20 protein-coding genes are annotated in these 20159 nt (G+C 62.6%); 6 read left to right on the top strand and 14 right to left on the bottom strand.

Annotated features, from left to right (window positions below; all coding sequences use genetic code 11):
* Positions 1-20: 20 nt before the first annotated feature.
* The 8 genes from P0D80_RS16485 to P0D80_RS16450 form a co-directional block, all read right to left on the bottom strand.
* A complete protein-coding gene (locus P0D80_RS16485; protein WP_408178201.1) occupies positions 21-932 on the bottom strand; it encodes an ABC transporter permease subunit in 912 nt (303 codons plus the stop codon).
* Positions 929-1903, bottom strand: coding sequence for an ABC transporter permease subunit (locus P0D80_RS16480; protein ID WP_408285348.1), 975 nt, complete (start codon positions 1901-1903; stop codon positions 929-931). The genes P0D80_RS16485 and P0D80_RS16480 overlap by 4 nt, the downstream gene beginning before the upstream one ends.
* A complete protein-coding gene (locus tag P0D80_RS16475) occupies positions 1900-3063 on the bottom strand; it encodes an ABC transporter ATP-binding protein (RefSeq protein ID WP_408285346.1) in 1164 nt (387 codons plus the stop codon). The genes P0D80_RS16480 and P0D80_RS16475 overlap by 4 nt, the downstream gene beginning before the upstream one ends.
* 214 nt (positions 3064-3277) lie before the next feature.
* Positions 3278-4399: a polyamine ABC transporter substrate-binding protein gene (locus P0D80_RS16470; RefSeq protein WP_132377569.1), complete on the bottom strand. Its 1122-nt coding sequence runs from the start codon at positions 4397-4399 to the stop codon at positions 3278-3280.
* Positions 4400-4472: 73 nt separating this feature from the next.
* Entirely contained in the window at positions 4473-5921 is a 1449-nt protein-coding gene (locus tag P0D80_RS16465) for an aspartate aminotransferase family protein (protein WP_408285342.1), read from the bottom strand.
* Between the two features lie 25 nt (positions 5922-5946).
* Positions 5947-7281 (bottom strand): glutamine synthetase family protein, encoded by a 1335-nt coding sequence (locus tag P0D80_RS16460; RefSeq protein WP_106277425.1) that lies wholly within the window; start codon positions 7279-7281, stop codon positions 5947-5949.
* Positions 7282-7313: 32 nt separating this feature from the next.
* Positions 7314-8108 carry a gamma-glutamyl-gamma-aminobutyrate hydrolase family protein gene (locus P0D80_RS16455; protein ID WP_408285339.1) on the bottom strand — a complete coding sequence of 265 codons (795 nt, stop codon included), beginning with the start codon at positions 8106-8108 and terminating at the stop codon, positions 7314-7316.
* 303 nt (positions 8109-8411) lie between these two features.
* On the bottom strand, positions 8412-8633 hold the full coding sequence (locus P0D80_RS16450; RefSeq protein ID WP_408285337.1) for a hypothetical protein: 222 nt from the start codon (positions 8631-8633) through the stop codon (positions 8412-8414).
* A gap of 21 nt (positions 8634-8654) precedes the next feature.
* On the opposite strand from P0D80_RS16450, the gene P0D80_RS16445 reads away from it, so the two are divergent.
* The 4 genes from P0D80_RS16445 to speB all read left to right on the top strand — a co-directional run bounded on the left by P0D80_RS16445 (position 8655) and on the right by speB (position 12329).
* Entirely contained in the window at positions 8655-8783 is a 129-nt protein-coding gene (locus tag P0D80_RS16445) for a hypothetical protein (protein ID WP_408285334.1), read from the top strand.
* A gap of 296 nt (positions 8784-9079) precedes the next feature.
* Entirely contained in the window at positions 9080-9631 is a 552-nt protein-coding gene (locus P0D80_RS16440; protein ID WP_132377566.1) for a cupin domain-containing protein, read from the top strand.
* A 102-nt stretch (positions 9632-9733) separates the two neighbouring features.
* Positions 9734-11227: an aldehyde dehydrogenase gene (locus tag P0D80_RS16435; RefSeq protein WP_132377565.1), complete on the top strand. Its 1494-nt coding sequence runs from the start codon at positions 9734-9736 to the stop codon at positions 11225-11227.
* Positions 11228-11360: 133 nt separating this feature from the next.
* Positions 11361-12329 carry an agmatinase gene (speB, locus tag P0D80_RS16430; RefSeq protein WP_408285331.1) on the top strand — a complete coding sequence of 323 codons (969 nt, stop codon included), beginning with the start codon at positions 11361-11363 and terminating at the stop codon, positions 12327-12329.
* Between the two features lie 41 nt (positions 12330-12370).
* Here the strand turns inward: speB and P0D80_RS16425 are convergent, their stop codons facing one another.
* From P0D80_RS16425 to P0D80_RS16410, 4 genes are all read right to left on the bottom strand, one after another.
* Complete coding sequence (locus P0D80_RS16425) at positions 12371-13567, bottom strand: MFS transporter (protein ID WP_408285328.1); 1197 nt, start codon at positions 13565-13567, stop codon at positions 12371-12373.
* On the bottom strand, positions 13564-14097 hold the full coding sequence (locus tag P0D80_RS16420; RefSeq protein ID WP_408285325.1) for a MarR family winged helix-turn-helix transcriptional regulator: 534 nt from the start codon (positions 14095-14097) through the stop codon (positions 13564-13566). The genes P0D80_RS16425 and P0D80_RS16420 overlap by 4 nt, the downstream gene beginning before the upstream one ends.
* A 108-nt stretch (positions 14098-14205) precedes the next feature.
* Positions 14206-15225, bottom strand: coding sequence for a VTT domain-containing protein (locus tag P0D80_RS16415; protein WP_408285320.1), 1020 nt, complete (start codon positions 15223-15225; stop codon positions 14206-14208).
* Positions 15226-15560: 335 nt separating this feature from the next.
* Positions 15561-15977, bottom strand: coding sequence for a cupin domain-containing protein (locus tag P0D80_RS16410; RefSeq protein ID WP_408178192.1), 417 nt, complete (start codon positions 15975-15977; stop codon positions 15561-15563).
* 180 nt (positions 15978-16157) lie between these two features.
* On the opposite strand from P0D80_RS16410, the gene P0D80_RS16405 reads away from it, so the two are divergent.
* Positions 16158-16763, top strand: coding sequence for a peroxidase-related enzyme (locus tag P0D80_RS16405; protein WP_408285317.1), 606 nt, complete (start codon positions 16158-16160; stop codon positions 16761-16763).
* Between the two features lie 65 nt (positions 16764-16828).
* Here the strand turns inward: P0D80_RS16405 and P0D80_RS16400 are convergent, their stop codons facing one another.
* Both P0D80_RS16400 and P0D80_RS16395 read right to left on the bottom strand, forming a co-directional pair.
* Positions 16829-18079, bottom strand: coding sequence for an MFS transporter (locus P0D80_RS16400; RefSeq protein WP_408285314.1), 1251 nt, complete (start codon positions 18077-18079; stop codon positions 16829-16831).
* Positions 18080-18187: 108 nt separating this feature from the next.
* Complete coding sequence (locus P0D80_RS16395; RefSeq protein ID WP_408285311.1) at positions 18188-19126, bottom strand: LysR substrate-binding domain-containing protein; 939 nt, start codon at positions 19124-19126, stop codon at positions 18188-18190.
* 234 nt (positions 19127-19360) lie between these two features.
* Here P0D80_RS16395 and P0D80_RS16390 point away from each other — a divergent pair, with 234 nt between their 5' ends.
* Entirely contained in the window at positions 19361-20092 is a 732-nt protein-coding gene (locus tag P0D80_RS16390) for a DUF899 family protein (protein ID WP_408178188.1), read from the top strand.
* Positions 20093-20159 lie beyond the last annotated feature (67 nt).

The raw sequence follows: 20159 nt of genomic DNA, 5'->3' as shown, positions 1-20159 counted from the left end.
TCGTATTGCGAAAGGACTTCTTATGCGCGTGCCGTATCGAGCGACTTTCGTACGGCGGCTTGTTGTGGTGCCGCGGGCAAGGGGTCGGCGGCTTCGGCGAGTGCGAAAGCCATTTGCATGTCGCGGTTGCGCTTGCGTTCGCGCAACTGCATCCAGCGGTTCACGGCAATCACGCCGATCGTCACCGTGGTGATGAAGATCGTGGCTAGCGCATTCATTTCCGGATTCAGGCCGAGACGCACACGCGAGAACACCACGAGCGGCAGCGTGGTCGAGCCGGGACCGGAGAGGAACGCGGAGAGCACGAGGTCGTCGAAAGACAGCGTGAACGACAGCAGCCACCCCGACATCAGCGCCTGCGAGATCAGCGGCAGGGTGATCAGGAAGAACACTTTGAAGGGCGTGGCGCCGAGATCGAGCGCGGCTTCTTCGAGCGACTTGTTGAGCTCTTTCACACGCGATTGCACGATGATCGCCACATACGACACGCACAGCATCACGTGGCCGATCCAGATCGTGAAGAGCCCGCGCCCCTTCGGCCAGCCGAGCATCTGTTCGAGCGCGACGAACAGCAGCAGCAGTGAGATGCCTTGAATCACTTCAGGAATCACGAGCGGCGCGTTGATCATGCCGGCGAACAGCGTGAAGCCGCGAAAGCGTCCGAAGCGCGCCAGCACGAAACCGGCCCACGTACCGATCACAACCGAGGCGCACGCGGTCAACAGGCCGATCTTCAGCGAAAGCCATGCGGCGTTCAGCAGTTCGCCGTCCTGCAAGAGCGCGCCGTACCATTTGAGCGAGAAGCCGGACCACACCGTGACGAGCTTCGACTCGTTGAACGAATACACCACCAGGCTGATGATCGGAATGTAGAGAAACAGAAATCCGAACGTCAGCACGCTATTGGAAAGCGTCTTATTAGGCTTGATCATTTCGCGCCCTCCAGTTCCTTGACCTGGTAGTACTGGAACACGGCCATCGGCACGAGCAGCAGTAGCACCATCGCAACGGTGACGGCGGATGCCATCGGCCAGTCCATATCGTTGAAGAATTCATCCCACATCACGCGGCCGATCATCAGCGTGTCGGCGCCGCCGAGCAGTTCCGGAATCACGTATTCGCCGACCGCCGGAATGAACACCAGCAGACTGCCGGCGATAATGCCGTTCTTGGAGAGCGGCAACGTGATGCGCGTGAACGCGGTCCACGGTTTGCAACCGAGGTCGTAAGCGGCTTCGAGCAGCGTCAGGTCCATCTTCACGAGGTGCGCATACAGCGGCATCACCATGAAGGGCAGGTACGAATAGACCATGCCGATATAGACGCCAATATCCGTGTGGTAGAGGCGCAACGGCGAATGAATCATGCCCATCGCCATCAGCGTGTGATTGAGCAGGCCGTCGTCCTTCAGGATGCCGATCCACGCGTAGACGCGAATCAGGAAGGACGTCCAGAACGGCAGCATCACACCCATCATCAACAGGTTGCGTTTGGTCGGCTCCGAGCGCGCGATGTAGTACGCAATCGGATAGCCGATCAGCAGACAGAAGAAGGTCGAGACCGCGGCCATCTTCAGCGAGCTGAGATACGTGGCGACGTACAGGTCGTCCTGCAGCAGGAACGCGTAGTGGCTGAGTTGCATGGCGAAATGCACCATGCCGTCCTTGATCGACACGAGATCCGTGTACGGCGGAATGCCGAGACGCAGATCGGCGAAACTGATCTTCAGCACCAGCACGAACGGCAACGCGAAGAACACGGTGAGCCAGAGGAACGGCACGCCGATCACGGTCGTGCGGCCCGACGGTACCAGCATCGACAGGCGTTTTTTCAGCGAGCCGAACAGGCGGCTGCCGGACGGCGCACCGAGCGCCGCGGGGGAGGAGGTAGTGGGATTGCTCATTGCGTCAGCACCACGCCGCTAGCCGGCGACCAGTAGACGAACACGTCGTCGTTATAGGAGGGCGCACCTTCGGCCATCAGGTGCGAGCTGGAGAGATTCGACACGACGGTCTTGCCGCTTGGCAGACGCACGTGATACAGCGAATAGCTGCCCATGTACGCGACATCGGAAACCACACCGCGCGCCCAGTTGTGCGGCGTCGACGGTTTGTCGAGCGATACCTTGATGCGCTCCGGACGCACCGAGATGCCCACCGGCATACCGAGCGGCCCGGTAATGCCGTGGCTCACGTAGATATGCGATTCGAGGTCTTCGCTTTCGACGAAAATGTGATCCGGTTCGTCCGCGACCACCGTGCCTTCGAACAGGTTGGTCGAGCCGATGAATTCGGCGGAGAAGCGGCTATTCGGAAACTCATAGACCTGGCTCGGCGAGCCGATCTGCACGATGCGGCCTTCGCTCATCACGGCTAGGCGCCCGGCCATCGTCATGGCTTCTTCCTGATCGTGCGTGACCATTACGCAGGTCACGTCGACCTTCTCGATGATGTTCACGAGTTCGAGCTGGGTCTTCTGGCGGATCTTTTTATCGAGCGCCGACATCGGCTCGTCGAGCAGTAAGAGCTTGGGGCGCTTGACGAGCGAACGCGCGAGCGCCACACGCTGCTGCTGGCCGCCTGACAGTTGGTGCGGCTTACGCTGCGCGTATTTGCTCATCTGCACGAGATTGAGCGCATCGGCGACGCGTTCCTTGATCTCGTTCTTCGGCGTGCCTTCCTGCTTCAGGCCGAAGGCGATGTTCGCTTCCACGCTCATGTGCGGGAAGAGGGCGTACGACTGGAACATCATGTTGACCGGCCGCTTGTACGGCGGCATCGCAGCGAGATCTTCGCCGTCGACGAAAATGCGCCCGGAGGTCACCGTCTCGAGCCCCGCGAGCATGCGCAGGAGCGTGGACTTGCCGCAGCCGGAGCTGCCGAGCAGCGCGAACAACTCGTTCTTGGCGATGCTCAGGTTGACGCTGTCGACAGCGGTGCTGTCGCCGAATTTCTTCACGACATTTTCAATGCGAACGAATTCGTCCGATTTCGATTTTGTCGTCACTGCGGGGCGGGCCATCTGGGTGGCGCCGGCTGCGCTTTTTGAGGTCGTCGAGTTCATGATGTAACCGTTCCTTGCGGATCGCGGGCGCAAGTGTCTCCATACGAGGCGCGGGAAGCGTCTCGCAACGTGCGCTGCGATCGGAAAACATGGGACTGCGCGCGGATGGGACTTTAAAAAAAGCGCGCAGGCTGACTACCGTTACTGCTATTCATGCGCTCAGGGTTCGAGCGATCCCTGAGCGCGGGATCAATAATCGATTTGAATGACTGGATTAATGGCCGGTTTTAAGCTGCGCCCAAAGACGGTTTTCAAGGCGCAGAATGTCGGTCGGCATCGGCTTCATGAGCGTCATCTTGCTCAACACTTCATCGCCCGGATAAACGGTCTTGTCCTGTGCGACAGCCGGCGTCACGAACTGACGTGCGGCCTTGTTCGCGGTCGGGTAGAACACTTCGTTGGTGATCGCGGCGTTGACCTTCGGGTCCGAGATGTAGTTGATCCACTTCAACGCGGCTTCAGGATGCGGCGCGTCTTTCGGGATCACCATCACGTCGAACCACAGCAGGCCGCCTTCCTTCACATTCGAGAACTTGATCTGGTACGAGCGCTTGGCTTCTTCGGTGCGGCGGCTGGCAATGCCGACGTCGCCCGACCAGCCCAGCGCGACGCACACGTCGTTATTGGCGAGGTCGTTGATGTAGCCGGACGAATTGAATTGGGTGATATACGGGCGGATCTTTTTCAGCACTTCGAACGCGGCCTGATAGTCGGCGGGGTTCGTGCTGTTCGGATCCTTGTGCATGTATTGCAGCGTGGCGGCGAACACGTCGACGGCCTGATCGAGGATCGAAACGCCGCAGCCTTTCAGCTTGGAGAGATTGGCCGGATCGAAAACCAGTGCCCAGCTATCAACCGGTGCATTGGCGCCGAGCGCTTTCTGCACGGCCTGCACGTTGTAACCGATGCCGTCCGTACCGTATGCCCAAGGCACGCCGTACTGGTTGCCCGGGTCCGCGTCGGCAATCATCTTCATCAGCACGGGGTCGAGATTCGCGAGGTTCGGCAACTTCGATTTGTCGAGCTTCTGGTACACGCCGGCCTGAATCTGCTTGGCCATGTAGTTCGAGGTCGGCACCACGATGTCGTAGCCCGAGCTGCCGGCGAGCAGCTTGGCCTGCAAGGTGTCGTCGCTATCGTAGTTGTCGTATTTGACCTTGATGCCGTCCTGCTTTTCGAAGTTCGGAATCGTATCCTTCGCGATGTAGTCCGACCAGTTATACACATTCAGTTCCGTGTCGGCCGCAAGGGCCGGCGTAACCGACAGCGCCGCAAAACCCGTGAAGGCGAGAAGCGCGGCCCCCGCGACCGCATGACGAAGATGACTAACGCTCATGGTTTTTTCCCTTGATGTGAAGAACCGGCATGAGCGTGATTTGTGGGTGTGCTCATGCCGGAACGGACTGCCGTTACGAAATGCCGAGTTGTTGTGCTGTCGCATCGATGGCTTTTTTGGCCTTCGAGACGATTTCGTCGATTTCCAGCTTGTTGATCACGAGCGGCGGTGACAGCAGCATGCGGTCGCCAGTGGCGCGCATGATGAGGTTGCCGTTGAAGCAGAAGTCGCGGCAGATTGTGCCGACGTCGCCGCCATTGGCGAAGCGCTTGCGCGCCTTTGGATCCTCTGAGAGTTGCAGACCGGCCACCAGCCCCGCACCGGAGATTTCGCCGATGATTGGGTGATTGGCGAAGGTCTCGCGCAGTTGCTTCTGGAAGTACGGGCCGGTGTCGTTCTTGACGCGTTCGACGATCTTCTCGTCGCGCAGCAGCTTGAGGTTGGCGAGCGCGACGGCGGCCGCGACCGGGTGACCCGAATACGTGAGACCGTGATTGAAGTCGCCGTTTTCGATAATCGCCTTGGCGACGCGCTCATGCAGGCCGACCGCGCCCATCGGCACATAGCCGCTCGTCAGGCCCTTCGCCAGCGTGATCAGATCCGGCTCGAAGCCGAAGTGCTGATGCGCGAACCATTCGCCGGTGCGGCCGAAACCGCCGATCACTTCGTCGGCGACCAGCAGAATGTCGTACTTGCGGCAGATGCGCTGGATTTCCGGCCAATACGTCGAAGCCGGGAAGATCACGCCGCCCGCTCCCTGGAAAGGCTCACCGATGAACGCGGCGACGTTGTCCGCGCCGATTTCGAGAATCTTCGCTTCCAGTTGCTGCGCACGGGCCAGCGCGAACTCTTCCGGCGTCAGGTTGCCTTCTGCTTCGCCGAAGAAATAGGGCTGGTCGATATGCACGATGTTCTCGACTTTCGAGGGCATCTGTTCATGCATGTAGCCCATGCCGCCGAGCGTGCCGCCCGCGATCGTCGAACCGTGATAGCCGTTCTTGCGCGAGATCACGAATTTCTTCGAGTACTTGTTTTGAGTCGCCCAGTATTGATGGACGATGCGCAGCACCGTATCGTTGCCTTCCGAACCGCTGTTGCAGTAGAAGAAGTGATTGAACGGTTCGGGCGCCAGCTCCGCGAGCAACGCCGACAGTTCGATTACAGGCGGGTGTGTCGTCTTGAAGAAGGTGTTGTAGTAGGGCAGTTCCTGCATCTGCTTGTACGCGGCGTCGGCCAGTTCCTTGCGGCCATAACCGACGTTCACGCACCACAGGCCGGCCATGCCGTCGATCACCTTGTTGCCTTCCGAATCCCAAAGATACACGCCTTGCGCCTTGACGATCACGCGGCTGCCGCTGCGATTGAGCGAGCCCATATCCGAGAACGGATGGATGTGGTGCGCGGCGTCCAGTGCGCGGTATTCTGCGGTGCTGCGTTGTTGTTGTGCGGCTTGTGCTGCCTGTGCGCTCGCGGCCGGCTGGGCCGGTTGCACGTAAGCGACTTCTTCTGTTCTGTAGCTCATACTGCCTCCAATTTTTGCGTTTGCCTTACACGTGCAGCAGCAAATGCCGGCGTTCCCACGAACTGATCACGCGGAAGAACGCTTCATATTCGGTTTCCTTCAGAGCGAGGTAGGCTTTGACGAATTTTTCGCCCAGCACTTCGGCGATCGGCTCGCACGCGCCCATCAGCGTCAAACCCTCTTCGAGATTGCGCGGCAACTGGTAGGGCAATTCGTAACCGTCGCTGAGCAGCGGCTCCGTGGCTTCGAGCTTCTGCGTCATGCCGAGATAGCCCGCGGCGAGCGTCGCGGCAATCGCCAGATACGGGTTGCAGTCCACGCCCGGAATACGGTTTTCGATGCGGCGCGCAGCCGGCCCCGAATGCGGAATCCGGAAACCTACCGTGCGGTTGTCGTAACCCCATGCCACGTTGATCGGCGCGGCCATGAAGCGCGACAGACGACGATACGAGTTGATATACGGCGCGAAGATCGGCATCAACGCAGGCGTGTACTTCTGCAAGCCAGCGATATAGCCCGTGAACAGCGACGTCGGTTTGCCATCCGGGCCGGTGAAGAGGTTGTGGCCGGTTTCTTCGTCGACGAGGCTTTGATGCATGTGCATGGCCGAGCCCGGTTCGCCTTCCATCGGCTTGGCCATGAAGGTCGCGTACATCTTGTGGCGCAGCGCGGCTTCCCGCACCGTGCGCTTGAAGAGGAACACGCTGTCGGCGAGCTTGAGCGGATCGCCGTGCATGAAGTTGATTTCCATCTGCGCGGCGCCGACTTCGTGAATCAGCGTGTCGACTTCCAGTTCCTGCACCTCGCAGTACTCGTAGATGTCTTCGAAGAGCGGATCGAATTCGTTGACGGCTTCGATCGAGTACGCCTGACGCCCGGTTTCCGGGCGACCGGTACGGCCGATAGGCGGTTGCAGCGGCAGGTCCGGGTCCTTGTTCATATCGACCAGATAGAACTCGAGCTCGGGCGCGATGACCGGCTTCCAGCCTTTGGCTTTATAGAGTTCGAGCACGCGGCGCAGTACGCGGCGCGGCGAGATCGCGACGGGCGTGCCGTCGAAGTGAACGCAATCGTGAATCACCTGAGCGGTCGGATCGACGGCCCACGGAATCATGCGGATGGTGCTGGCGTCGGGCACGCACACCATGTCCGGATCAGTCACGCCGGTGAGCGTGCCGTCTTCCGGATAGTCTCCTGTGACGGTCTGGATCATCACCGCCTGCGGCAAGCGCATGGACTCGCCGGATTCGAATTTGCTGCGCGGAATGATCTTGCCGCGCGCGATCCCGGCCATATCCGGAATGATCGCTTCGATTTCGGTGACACGGTTCTTCTTCAGAAAATCGTCGATGTCATGCATGTCTATTCTCTCAGTTTTGGTGCGCGACCGGCTCAGGCATGCGTGGCAGCGGCGGATGCCGCGCCATAGCCGGCCTTGGTGCGCATTCGATCGCGGCAGGCGTCGCCGAACGCCCGAAAGATCGCGGTAGATAGTGCGTCGTTGGCATGCTTCCACTCCGGGTGCCACTGCACACCCAGCGCGAAGGCACGCGCATCGGTCACGCTCACCGCTTCGATCAAGCCGTCCGGCGCGGTGGCTTCGGCCGTGAGGCCCACGCCCAACCGCTCGACGCCCTGGCCGTGCAAGGAATTCACACGCGCTTCATTCGTGCCGCCCGCGAGGCGCTGCAACAAGCCGCCCTGCGTCAGCGTGATCGAATGCGACGGTGCGTATTGCACGTCGAGGTCGTCTTCCTTGTTCTCGCGATGGTCGTTCAGACCCTCCACCGCGTGAACGCTTTGATGCAACGTCCCACCGAAAACCACGTTCATTTCCTGGAAGCCCCGGCAGACGGCCAGCACCGGCACGCCGGCGGCGATCGCCGCGCGCATCAGCGGCAGCGTCGTCGCATCGCGTGCGGCGTCGTGCAGCGTGCCCGGCGCGCTGGGATGGCCGCCGTAGCGGTGCGGCTCGACGTTCGAATAGCTGCCTGTAAACAGCAGGCCGTCGACCGTCGCCAGCACGTCTTCGGCGGGCTGACGCTCGCCGAGCGCCGGCAGCAACATGGCCAGCGCCTGTGATCCGTCCACGATCGCGGCGATGTATTTCTCGCCGACCACGTGCGACGGGTGGACTCCCATCATCGTTCTGTCGGCACTGATGCCGACCAGGGGTTTGTTTCGCATAACGAATAGACGTGTGTGTTCCCCGCGGGACGCGGCATGAACAACGTTAAACACAGCGCGGCACGATTCAGCAGCCGTGCGCCGTGCGCAAGGCCACCGGGTAGTGCAGGCGGTCGTCGTCAACTGAGACGCGCCGCGCGTGATAGTCAGATGGGCTGTTCGATTCGATCCGCTGCGGTGCGCAACTTTTCCGAAGAGCGTGAAACGCGCAGGCGGCAGACGGCACCGCACATGCAGGAACGCACGGCTCGAAAGAGCGCGCTCACGCAAACGGATGAATCGAACGGCGAAAAGGGGGAGGCGCTACGGCAGCAGCGAGGCGACTTCGTCCGTGCGCACGGCAATGAAGGCGCGCGCGGAGATAGAGTTGTGGCGTCGAACTGAACGGCGGGACAGGATCGTGAAGACGGACAGGAAGCGGCGGAACGCAAGGCGGCCGCTGCTGCCGTCGGCGATGGCGCCGTCAGCGCGAGGACAACTCGCCTGACTACGATTCCATCTCACCAAAGGGCCTCGGACTCTCACGATTACACTCGACTGGCGACGTTGAAAGTATTGAACGGCCTGCTCGAAATCCGCACGGGGCGTTTAAAGAAACAGGACGCTGGGTTGATCGCCTTGAACCTAAGCGAATTGAATTCGCTGCGCCGCGAAGCACGCTTGGGTGCCCCGTGACATCGGCATGACGATCGCCTGGGAACCAGCATATACGAGCCAATAAAGCCGTCAAACCCTTTTTGATAAAACATTTATCAGGGCTTTCCCGAGGGCGCGGCTAGAATCCCGCCCAGTGGGAACGTTCGTTGCGTCATTCATATTTCGGAAACCTTTCAGGGTTTTCCCCAGCGGCGCAACAATCAAAGTGATTAGAATATTCAACACTCGCGGGCACCTCTCGTTGCCCAAGTCATGTGGTCCATTCATCTGATCACTTAGCGCCCCGATTGTCTTCAATGTCAGAGAACCTAGCGATGTCCATAGAAGTAGCGACCCGTCTGCAATACATCCGCAAGAAGAACGGCTTGTCCCAGCGTGAACTGGCGAAACGGGCGGGAGTGACAAATGGCACGATCTCGCTGATCGAACAGAATCGCGTGAGCCCCTCGGTCGGCTCGTTGAAGAAACTGCTCGAATGCATACCCATGAGTCTCGCCGAATTCTTCACCTTCGAAGTGGAAGCGGAGCGTTCGGTGGTGTCGCGCCGTGCCGACATGCCGAACCTCGGCAATGAGTCGATCGAGTTCTATCTCGCGGGTTCGAGCGTGAAAGACCGCAATATGGGCATTCTGCGCGAGGTCTATCAGCCGTTGTCGGACACGGGGCCGGAAATGCTGGAGCACGAAGGGCACGAGGGCGGGGTGGTGGTCAGCGGTCAGATCGAACTGACAGTGGACGGCACCACGTGGCTGCTCGACCCCGGTGACAGCTACTATTTCGAAAGCCGTCTTCCGCACCGTTTTCGCAATCCCAGCGCGGAGCATCTCTGCGAGATCGTGTCGGCCAATTCGCCGCCCACCTTCTGAAGACTCCGCGCCAACGCGCCTCGACTCGACTCAGTGCCGTAGTTCGGTGCCGCATGAAGTCGATGCAGGCTCGCGTCGAGCGCATAACATTGAGGCATCCTGATGGACAAGAAATCTCTCGCTTTCTGGCAAGACAAGGCCGCTACGCTATCGATCGAAGGCCGCGCGTTTATCGACGGCGAATACCGTGATGCCGAAGGCGGCCGCACGTTCGACTGCCTGAGCCCGATCGACGGCAAACTGCTCGCCAAGGTCGCCGACAGCGGCGCGGCCGAGGTCGACGCCGCCGTGGCCGCCGCACGCCGCGCGTTCGACTCTGGCGTGTGGGCGGGCCTTAACCCGCGTCAACGCAAGGCCGTGCTGCTGCGCTGGGCCGCGTCGATTCGCGAGCACATGGACGAACTCGCGCTGCTCGAAACGCTCGACGCCGGCAAGCCGATCGCCGATACCACCAGCGTGGACGTGCCAGGCGCCGCGTATTGCGTCGAATGGTTTGCCGAAGCGATCGACAAGGTTGGCGGCGAAGTCGCGCCGGCCGATCATCATCTGGTCGGACTCGTCACGCGCGAACCGATTGGCGTGGTGGCCGCGGTCGTGCCGTGGAACTTCCCGATCCTGATGGCATCGTGGAAATTCGGCCCGGCGTTGGCGGCGGGCAATAGCGTAGTGCTCAAGCCGTCGGAGAAGTCGCCGCTCACCGCGATCCGACTCGCGCAACTCGCACTGGACGCAGGCATTCCCGCCGGCGTGTTCAACGTCGTACCGGGCGCGGGCGAGCCGGGCAAGCTGCTGGCGCTGCATCAGGACGTGGACTGTCTCGCCTTTACCGGCTCGACCAACGTCGGCAAGCTGATCATGCAGTACGCGGGACAATCGAACCTGAAACGCGTGTGGCTCGAACTCGGCGGCAAGTCGCCGAACATCGTGATGCCGGATTGCCCGGATATGGATCGCGCGGCGAATGCGGCGGCGGGTGCGATCTTCTACAACATGGGTGAAATGTGTACCGCGGGTTCGCGCCTGCTCGTGCATCGCGACATCAAGGACGCGTTCCTCGACAAGCTGGTCGCCGCGGCGCGCAGCTATACGCCGGGCAATCCGCTCGACCCGAAAACGTCGATGGGCGCGATCGTCGACAAGGTTCAGCTCGAACGTGTGCTCGGCTATATCGAGGCAGGCCGCGCCGAAGCCAAACTGTTGCTCGGCGGTGCGCGCGTGAAAGAGGAAACGGGCGGCTTCTATATCGAGCCGACCATCTTCGAAATTCCGGCTTCCGGCGCGAAGGTCGCGCGAGAGGAAATCTTCGGGCCGGTGTTGTCGGTGATCACGTTCGACACGGTCGAAGAGGCGATCAGGATCGCTAACGACAGCGAGTATGGTCTGGCCGCCGCGGTCTGGACTTCGAACCTGACCACGGCGCACGAAGTGTCACGCCAACTCCGCGCCGGCACCGTGTGGGTCAATTGCTACGACGAAGGCGGCGACATGAACTTCCCGTTCGGCGGCTATAAGCAATCGGGCAACGGCCGGGACAAGTCGCTGCATGCTTTGGAGAAATACACCGAGCTGAAGTCCACGCTGGTGCGGCTGCGCTAAAGGATTCGCGAAGCCAGCGCGGCGGCGCGTGTGATGCGCGCCGTCGCGTCCCCAATGAATCCGAAGCCGGCGTTGCGCGTGCCTTCGAAGCTTCGCGCGCCGCGCCGGACTGTCTATAGGTATCAGGTCATCCATGACTGAACTCGTCTACGGCGACGGCGCGATCCGCCGTGCGTCGCTTTATGGCTCGTCGATCGAAAACACTTATGCGGGCGTGCTGTCGTTCATGCGCCGCAAGTACACGCGTGAACTCGACGGCGTCGACGTCGTGGTCTCCGGCGTGCCGCTCGATCTGGCCACTACGTTTCGCGCGGGCGCGCGTCTCGGGCCCGCGGCGGTGCGCGCGGCCAGCGTGCAGTTGTCGGAGTTGCATCCATATCCGTGGGGTTTCAATCCGTTCGACGACCTCGCAGTGACCGACTATGGCGATTGCTGGTTCGACGCGCACAATCCGCTCACGATCAAGGAATCCATCGTCGAGCATGCGCGTACGATCCTGCGCTCGGACGCGAAGATGCTGACGCTCGGTGGCGATCACTACATCACCTATCCGCTCTTGATCGCGCACGCGGAGAAGTATGGCAAGCCGCTCTCGCTGATTCATTTCGACGCCCATTGCGACACCTGGGCCGACGACAGTCCCGACAGCCTGAACCACGGCTCGATGTTCTACAAGGCGGTGAAGGATGGCCTGATCGATCCGAAGACCTCGGTGCAGATCGGCATTCGCACATGGAATGACGATTTCATGGGCATCAATATTCTCGACGCCGCCTGGGTCCATGAGAATGGCACACGAGCGGCAGTGGAGCGCATCGTGTCGATTGTGGGGGCATGTCCCGCATATTTGACTTTCGATATCGACTGTCTCGATCCGGCGTTCGCACCGGGCACGGGTACGCCGGTGGCGGGCGGTTTGTCGTCGGCGCAGGGATTGGCGATCGTGCGCGCGCTCGGCGCGTTGAATCTGGTGGGCGCGGACGTCGTCGAAGTCGCGCCAGCATACGACCAGAGCGAAATCACGGCGATTGCCGCCGCGCATATTGCGTGCGATCTGCTGTGTCTGTGGCGCCAACGCAAGGTTGCTGGACGCGAGGCTTAGACGCGTCCAACCTTCCTGCCAATCGATGCAAAAAAACCAGCTCAGCCCATCGACGAAGAACGTTCGGGCTGGCGCCGGCCTTCGCGCAAGCCGAGCGTGTAGACCACCAGCGCGCCGCTCATCAGCGCGAGTTGCCACATCAGCATATCGCTGCCGTGCGCGTTCATCGCGAAGCCCGCGGCGAGCGGCCCCACGATCGAACTCGCGGTGAAGGTAAGCGACAACAGCCGCATGTTCCGTGTGAGCGCGGCCTTGTCGCTGCAAGCCGCCGCGTACATGCCCAGTGTGATGAACGAACTGTTCATGCCGCCGAGCAAGAGCGCGCTCGCGGCCGCGAGCCACGATGCGGGCACGGCCAGCGCGAAGCCGCAGATGGCCAGTGTGCTGAGCGCGGCGCACACGATCACCGTGGCCGCGAGCCCTGCGCGATCGGCCAGCCAGCCGACCGGAAATTGCAGCGCCATGCCGCCGACGCCGAATAGCGTCAGCAGGGTGGCGGTTTGCGTGGCGCTGAGGCCGTGCGCGTCGGCGAACAGCGGGAAGAGGCCGTAAAGCGCGCCGTCGCCGATTCCGCCCGCTGCGATGACCACCATGCCGAGGCTCACCAGCGGGCCGATGGGCATGCGCCGTTGAGTGCTTTCTCTTCGCGCGGGCCGTGCTTCTTGCAAAGCAGGCCATTTCGCGTCCGATGCGGTTAGCCAGAGCGGCAGCGCGGCGGCGAACGTGAAGGCCGCACCGGCCGCGAACGTGATGCGTCCATCGACATCGCACCACACTGCGAGCGCCGGTCCGATGACGCCCGCCGTGGCGATCAGTGCTTCGTGCACGCCCACCACACGTCCGCTCGATTTAGCGGGGACCAGACCGTACAGCCAGGTTTCGTTGGCAATCCAGCGCAAACCGATGCCGAGCCCCGTCAACAGACCGGGCACGAGCCACAGCGGCCACGACAGCGCACTCATCGTGGCGAACGCCACGAGCGTGGCCAGCAGACCCAGCGACACGGTACGTTTCGCGCCGATGCGCGCCATCAGCCACGGCGCGATCAGCAAGCCGGCCAGCATGCCGGTCCATTGCGAAGCGGAGAAGAGGCCGGCGCGTGGCGCATCCAGGCCGCGATGGGCGAGCCACACCGGCAGCACCATGAAGCCGATGCCGAACTGGCCGACTTGCGAGAGTGCCGACACCGCAGTCAATGCCGCGATTGCCGGCCAACGCACCGGCGCGGCGGATTTCATGTGCTGCTCCGCGCGGGCATGGGCAGCCCCTGTTCGCCGCATTCGACCGGACAGCCGGCTTTCAGGCACGGACCGTCGTCACACAGGCGGCACAGTTGCATCGCGTGCGCGGGGTCGCGGGTCTCGTTCCACAAGATCTTGATCAGCAGGCTTTCGAGCACTTCGCGCTCGCTGTCTTCGAGCCGGCCGACAATGCGTTGCAGCATCCTGTCGCGCGCCGTTTGCAGGCGTTTGGCCTCACGCTTGCCGGCCGTGGTCAACGCAAGCGCGACAGCGCGTTTGTCCGCGCCTGATTTTTTCTCGACGAGGCCCGCTTCGACCAGTCCCGCCACGGCGCGCACGGCGGCCGGATGCGACAGATCGACCGCCTCGCGCAGCACTTCAATCGATGAATCGGGATATAGGCCGACCGCGTTGAGCATGGCGCGGGCGGTGGGGCCGGCGAGCGCGTCAACGGTGGGCTGCGCGTTCATTTCGTCCGTGACCAGCAGGGCGAGCACGCCGAGCAGATTTTCTGTGCGCTGCGTCATGGGGATGCCTCAATGTGTGCAACGTGCATATATGCATGTTGCACACATTGAGTGTGAAGCGCAAGCGGTTTTTGATGAGCGTTGCGTGGCCTTCGAGGCGCGGTGTCGTTACTCCGCCAGCCGCGCGCGCACCGTGTATTCGCCTTCTTCGCCCTCGTCCTCGATCATATGGGCCTTCGCGGTGTGGAAGTCGGGCGGCAACGGTTCGACCGGATAACCGCGTTTCTGCCACGCGTCGAGGCCGCCCTTGAGCGCGCGGATGTGGTGGATATTCTTGCGATGCAACTGGTCGACGATGCGCTTTGCCGTCGCTTCGTTCGGACACACGCAGTAGACGACGATTGGCCGCTTCAGCAACTCGGGATCGATCGGCTCGGGCGAATCGAGATCCAGCCGCCGCGCGCCGGCAATCCGGTGCGACTCCCTTTCGCGCACGCTGCGTGGACGCGCGTCGAAGATCAGCGGCGGCTCGTTCGACTTCATCATCTCGTCGAGCTGGTCCGGCGAAATACGCGTATGCGCGAGCCAGCGGCGAAACTGCCAGCGGCGCACCCAGCGATACAGCAGCACGGCCACGAAGATGGCCGCGAACGCATCGAAAATCGTGCCGCCGTTATGGCGCACGAGCAGCATCAATTGCACGATCTGGTCGTGCAATGCGGCGCCGCCGATGACCCACACGCTGGACCACAATGCCGCGCCGATAAAGTCCCACAGCAGAAACACGCTGACGCTGATCGCTGTCGTGCCGAGCAGCGGCGCGGAGATCAGGCCGAGTCCGGGCAGAAACTTCGCGACGGCGAGAATCTGCGCGCCGTAGCGTTCATAGGTATTGCGCGCGAGACGCACCGTGGTGTCGAGCGAGAGGGAGAAGCGCACCAGGTAGTTCAGCAGGCGGCGGCCATAGATTCGTCCGGTGAAGAACCATAGCGAGTCGGCAATCAGCGTGGCGGCGACCGCGGCGCACACGACGCTCGTATACGAGGTTTGCCCCATGGCGGCCATGGTTCCACCGAGGATCAGCATCGGCGCGGCCGGAATCGGCACGCCGAGTTGCGTGATGAGCACGCTCATGAACACGGCCCACACGCCCAGCGAGGGTGGAATAGCAACCGGAAAATGCCACACAACCGCGCTCCTGAGAATGGAATGTTGGAATTTGAAACGTCCGCGCCCGGGTGACGCATGGCGAACAGTCCGCGCATGTTCCGTTCCCGCACGACGGCGAGCGCCATGCCGCGTCGGCAGGCGGTCGCCATAGTACAAGAATGATATGAGAAGCGGATTTAAGCACAGGTGGCAAAACGGCGCTGCGGGGCAGGCCGGATACCTGGGCGCTTGACGCGGGATGGCGGGGCGGAAAATGCGCGTGGTCGCGGTCGGCGGCGAGACCGGTGTAGCCAGCCGTTAGCCGGTACCAGCCCCGCTGCCTTCATTTGCTGGATCACGCGTCTGAGGCTGAATCATGCGTCAGAGGCCGGATCATACGGCACGACGCGTTCGTGCTCGTCCGCATGGTTGCGCGCCACGATCGCGCGCGCCGCGGTGGTCGCGTCCAGATTGAACGGCTGATGCGGCACGCCGGGCGGAATGAACAGGAAATCGCCCGGTTCGGTGATGACGGACTCGCGCAAGCCGGGCCCATAGCGGGTCTCGATCTTGCCCTCGAGCATGTAGATCGCGGTTTCGTAGTCGGCGTGAAAGTGAGGCTCGGCGTGACCGCCCGGCGGCACTACGACCATATACATCGACAAACCCGTGGTGCCCGCGGTGCCGGCGGAGATGCCGACAAAGTACGGCAGACGCTGGGACGTCGCCATTTCCCGGTCGGGGCGCACCTTGACGACGGGCGCTCGCGCGTCGTGCAAAACGTCTGACATGGTCAGCTCCTGCTGAAATCCGGCCGGCGCCGGTCGTCGCGGCGCGGCTCAAGCTCCCTTGAGTGGAAAGTCTAGACGATATGGGCGTCGATATCGGACCTTGTCGAGCGTGGACGTGCTGCGGCTGTGCGGCTTGCTAGAATCGTCGTCATACCCAAACAGATACGACGGAGACATCGCATGGCAAAGCCTCAGCCGATCAGCCGCTACCCCGTGCCCAAACCGGACGCATGGCCCGACGACATTCGCGCGCGCATTCTCGAAGTGCAGGAGAAAGCCGGTTTTGTGCCGAATGTGTTTCTGACACTGGCGCACCGCCCGGACGAGTTCCGCGCGTTTTTCGCCTATCACGACGCGTTGATGCTGAAAGAAGGCGGCCTCAGCAAAGGCGAGCGCGAGATGATCGTGGTCGCCACCAGCGCGATCAACCAGTGTTTGTATTGCGTGGTCGCGCATGGGGCGATTCTGCGCATCTACGAAAAGGCGCCATTGGTCGCGGATCAGGTCGCCGTCAATCATAGGAAGGCGGATATCACGCCGCGTCAGAAGGCGATGCTCGACTTCGCGGTCAAAGTGTGCAGCGCGTCCGGCACGGTCGGCGACGCCGATTTTCAAACGCTGCGCGAGCACGGATTTGCCGATGAAGACATCTGGGATATCGCGGCGATCACGGCGTTTTTCGGTTTGTCGAACCGCATGGCCAACGTGATTTCCATGCGTCCGAACGACGAGTTCTATCTGATGGGACGCGTGCCGAAAGCCGCGGCGGATACGCCGAAAAAATAGCCGCACGCGCTGCTTTTGAGTTCATGCCGGTGGGCGGCGTTCGTGGCCACTGTCGGCACGCTCACTCACGCCGCCGCCGGGTTAGCTCGAAGCGTGGGCGTGCTCACGGTGGTGTCGTCGATCGGAAAGTGCAGCATCGCGGCGACGAGGCCGGCGACCACCGTCGCTTCCCAGAGCAGCGAATACGACCCGGTCAGATCGAACACCAGACCACCGAGCCATGCGCCCAGAAACGAGCCGATCTGATGGCTCAGAAAGCAGACTCCGAACAGGCTGCCGAGGTGGCGCGTGCCGAACACTTTCGCGACGAGCCCGCTCGTGAGCGGCACGGTGCCGAGCCAGGTCAGACCCATCACGGCCGCGAAAATCACCACCGACGCCGGGCTTTTCGGCAGTAGAAAGAATGCGCCGATCGTGATGCTGCGAATCACGTACAGCCAGCCGAGCACATGATGCTGCCGGAAGCGGCCACCCAGCCAGCCGCACGCCCAACTGCCCGCCATGTTGAACAGCCCGATCAGCGCGAGCGCGGTGGCGCCGAGTCCGACCGGCATATGGCAAAGCGACAGGTACTCGGGCAGATGCGTGGCGATAAAGGCAAGCTGGAAACCGCAGGTGAAGAAACCGAGCGTCAGCAGCCGGTAGCCTCGATGCCCGGCGGCTTGACCCAGTACCTTGCGAAGCGGCGCGACATGCTCTTCGTGAACGGGCGTGCCGACCCGCGCGCGCCGGTCGAGCACCATGCCGAGCGGGGCGATCAGCAGCATCAGGAAAGCCAGCACGAAGAGCGACGTGGCAATCCCCGAACTGAGCCGGACGCCTTGCACGAGTGGAACCATCAGCACCTGGCCGGCGGAGCCGCCGGCGCTGACCAGACCCATCGCCATGCTGCGTTTTTCAGGCGAGGCGATGCGGCCGACCGCCGGCAGCACCACGCCGAAGGTCGTGCAACTCACGCCGATGCCGACCAGCAGCCCCATGCCGACGATCAACATGGCGCCGCTGGGCGCCACTGCCGCGAGGCCGAGGCCCGCCGCGAATGTCGTCGCGCCGAACGCGACCACCGGCGCCGAACCGTAGCGATCCGCGGCGGCGCCCGCGAACGGCTGGGCGAAACCCCACACGAGATTGTGCAGCGCGATCGCAAACGCGATCAGCGTGACCGGCAAGCCGCGGTCGAACGAGAACGGTCCGATGAACAGACCAAACGTCTGCCGGATGCCCATTGCGGCGCTCAGAATGAGCGCGCCGGCGAGAATCACGAGCGTCGTCTGATTGAAGGCGGGGGCGAAGCGTTTGCTGTTGGCGGTCGACATGGTTCTGATCTCCTTCGACACATGGTCGCAGCGAGCGTCAGAAGCGGCAAAAGATAAGTTTTTGACGACAGGTGAGCGTGGCTCACCTGTGCGAAGCGGACCTGTGGTTTAGTTGGTGGCGTTCTGCAGTGCCTGGCCGGCAACGTCGGTGTGCGCGTCGAACTGCTCGGCCTCGCTCACCAGCCAGCGTTTGAAATCGAAAAGCTCCGGCCGGCGGTCCGCGTTCTCCGCGCTGACCAACCAGTAGGCCGTGGTGGACGCGATCGTCGCCGGATAAGCCTCCACGAGCACGCCGCTGTCGATATCCCGATCCACCAGCGGCCGTCTGCCGAGCGCGACGCCGAGGCCCATCGCCGCGGCTTCAAAGGCGAGCTGGATCGTGTCGACGCGCAGGCCTGCGGTGGTCTCGATGCCTTCGGTGCCGGTCGCATCCAGCCACGCCTGCCAGTCCTCGCTGGCGGCGTTCACGTGAATGAGCGTCGCGCGACGCAGGTCCGCGTTGCCGTGCTCGTCGCGCAGATCCGCCAGATACGCGGGGCTGCACACGGGCACGAGGCGCTCGCCGAACAGCCGCGTCCACGCGGTGCCTGCAACCGGCGCACGGCTCATGCGGATCGCGAAGTCGAAACCGTCGACGGGAAAACCGACCTGACGATGCGAGGTGTCGACGCTCACGTTCACATTTGGCCAGAGCGCGCGAAAGCCGGCGAGGCGCGGCAGCAGCCAGCGCGACGCGAAGGTCGGCGCGCAACTCAGCGCGATTGGCCGATCCGCGCGGTGATTCGGCAGGCGCTGCGTGCCGATGGCGATCAGCGAAAACGCTTCGGAGACGTATGACAAGTAATCCGCGCCGCTCGCCGAGAGCGAGATGCCGCGCGGCTCGCGCACGAACAGTTCGACGCCGAGCGCCTGTTCCAGTCCGACAATGCCGTGGCTGATCGCGCTCGGCGTGACATTCAGTTCCGCGGCGGCAAGTTTGAAACTCTGATGCCTGCCGGCCGCTTCAAAGAAACGAAGCGCCGGCAGCGGTGGCAGACGAAGCGGCATGTTGCATCCCCATGGACGGCGCGCCTCGGCGCGCGTGCTGTTGCGCTCAAGGATACCTTGCCGGGCGCTTTGGGTTGCCGTCAGGGTGCGCCTGAGCATCGCCAAAAAATTTCGCCGATGCTGTCGATTTGCCGCCGCGCGGTTCGTCGTGGCTATATAGAGGACGAGAACGCGGCCGCGTTCGCGGCGCGCTGCTCGCGCCCTTTATCCTTGTTCCGTAAGAGGAGATGGCTGATGACTGACGTATCCGCATCCGCACAAACGTTGAAGCCGGCCCGCCAACTAGCGGCCGACACGCCGAGCCGCTTTCCCGGCGAAAGCGCCGACTATCGGCGCGCGCGCAACGACCTGCTCGCCGAGGAAATCGAATTGCGCCGCCATATCGAACGGGTCGCCGCCCAGCGCCGCGCGCTGCCGGCCGGCGGCGTCGTGCCCGAGGATTACCTGTTCATGGGCGAAGCCGGCCCGGTGAAGCTATCGGAGATGTTCGGCGAGCATGACACGCTCGTCACCTACAACTGGATGTTCGGCCCGCAGCGCGCCCGGCCGTGTCCGATGTGCACCTCGCTTTTGAGTGCATACGACGGCGAAATGCCCGACATCCTGCAACGCGTCGCGTTCGCGGTGATCGCGCGCTCGCCGATCGAGAAGCTGGTTGCGTTCAAGAAGGAGCGGGGCTGGCGGCATCTGCGGCTGTACTCATCGGGCGGCAACACCTTCAATCGCGATTACGCGGCGGAAGATCCTGCGGGCGATGACAATCCCGCGTTCAACGTCTTTACGCGCTCGGGCGGCACGGTGCGGCACTTCTGGGCGGAGGAGATGGGGCCGTCGACTGCGGACCCCGGACAGGATCCACGCGGCGCCCCGGACGTGATGCCGATCTGGACCGTGCTCGACATGACGCCCGGTGGCCGTGGCACGGACTGGTATCCGAAGCTGGAATACGATACCGCGGCACGTTAGCGCGCTGATGAGGGCGGTCAGGTGGCGCCTGGCCGCGCGACGGTGAAGCGGGTTCAGCACCGCACCG

This window comes from Paraburkholderia sp. RL17-373-BIF-A (genome assembly GCF_046030175.1).
Classification (GTDB): Bacteria; Pseudomonadota; Gammaproteobacteria; order Burkholderiales; family Burkholderiaceae; genus Paraburkholderia.
Note: the sequence above shows the minus strand (reverse complement) of the source record. Positions and strands in the feature narration are given on the sequence as shown.

What these genes read in the sequence shown, in the direction of transcription:
- P0D80_RS16435 (WP_132377565.1), top strand. Translation starts at nt 9,734, where the DNA reads ATGGACAAGAAATCTCTCGCTTTCTGGCAAGACAAGGCCGCTACGCTA.
- P0D80_RS16475 (WP_408285346.1), bottom strand. Translation starts at nt 3,063, where the DNA reads ATGAACTCGACGACCTCAAAAAGCGCAGCCGGCGCCACCCAGATGGCC.
- P0D80_RS16390 (WP_408178188.1), top strand. Translation starts at nt 19,361, where the DNA reads ATGACTGACGTATCCGCATCCGCACAAACGTTGAAGCCGGCCCGCCAA.
- P0D80_RS16410 (WP_408178192.1), bottom strand. Translation starts at nt 15,977, where the DNA reads ATGTCAGACGTTTTGCACGACGCGCGAGCGCCCGTCGTCAAGGTGCGC.
- P0D80_RS16480 (WP_408285348.1), bottom strand. Translation starts at nt 1,903, where the DNA reads ATGAGCAATCCCACTACCTCCTCCCCCGCGGCGCTCGGTGCGCCGTCC.
- P0D80_RS16420 (WP_408285325.1), bottom strand. Translation starts at nt 14,097, where the DNA reads ATGACGCAGCGCACAGAAAATCTGCTCGGCGTGCTCGCCCTGCTGGTC.
- P0D80_RS16470 (WP_132377569.1), bottom strand. Translation starts at nt 4,399, where the DNA reads ATGAGCGTTAGTCATCTTCGTCATGCGGTCGCGGGGGCCGCGCTTCTC.
- P0D80_RS16465 (WP_408285342.1), bottom strand. Translation starts at nt 5,921, where the DNA reads ATGAGCTACAGAACAGAAGAAGTCGCTTACGTGCAACCGGCCCAGCCG.
- P0D80_RS16405 (WP_408285317.1), top strand. Translation starts at nt 16,158, where the DNA reads ATGGCAAAGCCTCAGCCGATCAGCCGCTACCCCGTGCCCAAACCGGAC.
- P0D80_RS16395 (WP_408285311.1), bottom strand. Translation starts at nt 19,126, where the DNA reads ATGCCGCTTCGTCTGCCACCGCTGCCGGCGCTTCGTTTCTTTGAAGCG.
- P0D80_RS16425 (WP_408285328.1), bottom strand. Translation starts at nt 13,567, where the DNA reads ATGAAATCCGCCGCGCCGGTGCGTTGGCCGGCAATCGCGGCATTGACT.
- P0D80_RS16485 (WP_408178201.1), bottom strand. Translation starts at nt 932, where the DNA reads ATGATCAAGCCTAATAAGACGCTTTCCAATAGCGTGCTGACGTTCGGA.
- P0D80_RS16440 (WP_132377566.1), top strand. Translation starts at nt 9,080, where the DNA reads ATGTCCATAGAAGTAGCGACCCGTCTGCAATACATCCGCAAGAAGAAC.
- P0D80_RS16460 (WP_106277425.1), bottom strand. Translation starts at nt 7,281, where the DNA reads ATGCATGACATCGACGATTTTCTGAAGAAGAACCGTGTCACCGAAATC.
- P0D80_RS16400 (WP_408285314.1), bottom strand. Translation starts at nt 18,079, where the DNA reads ATGTCGACCGCCAACAGCAAACGCTTCGCCCCCGCCTTCAATCAGACG.
- P0D80_RS16455 (WP_408285339.1), bottom strand. Translation starts at nt 8,108, where the DNA reads ATGCGAAACAAACCCCTGGTCGGCATCAGTGCCGACAGAACGATGATG.
- speB (WP_408285331.1), top strand. Translation starts at nt 11,361, where the DNA reads ATGACTGAACTCGTCTACGGCGACGGCGCGATCCGCCGTGCGTCGCTT.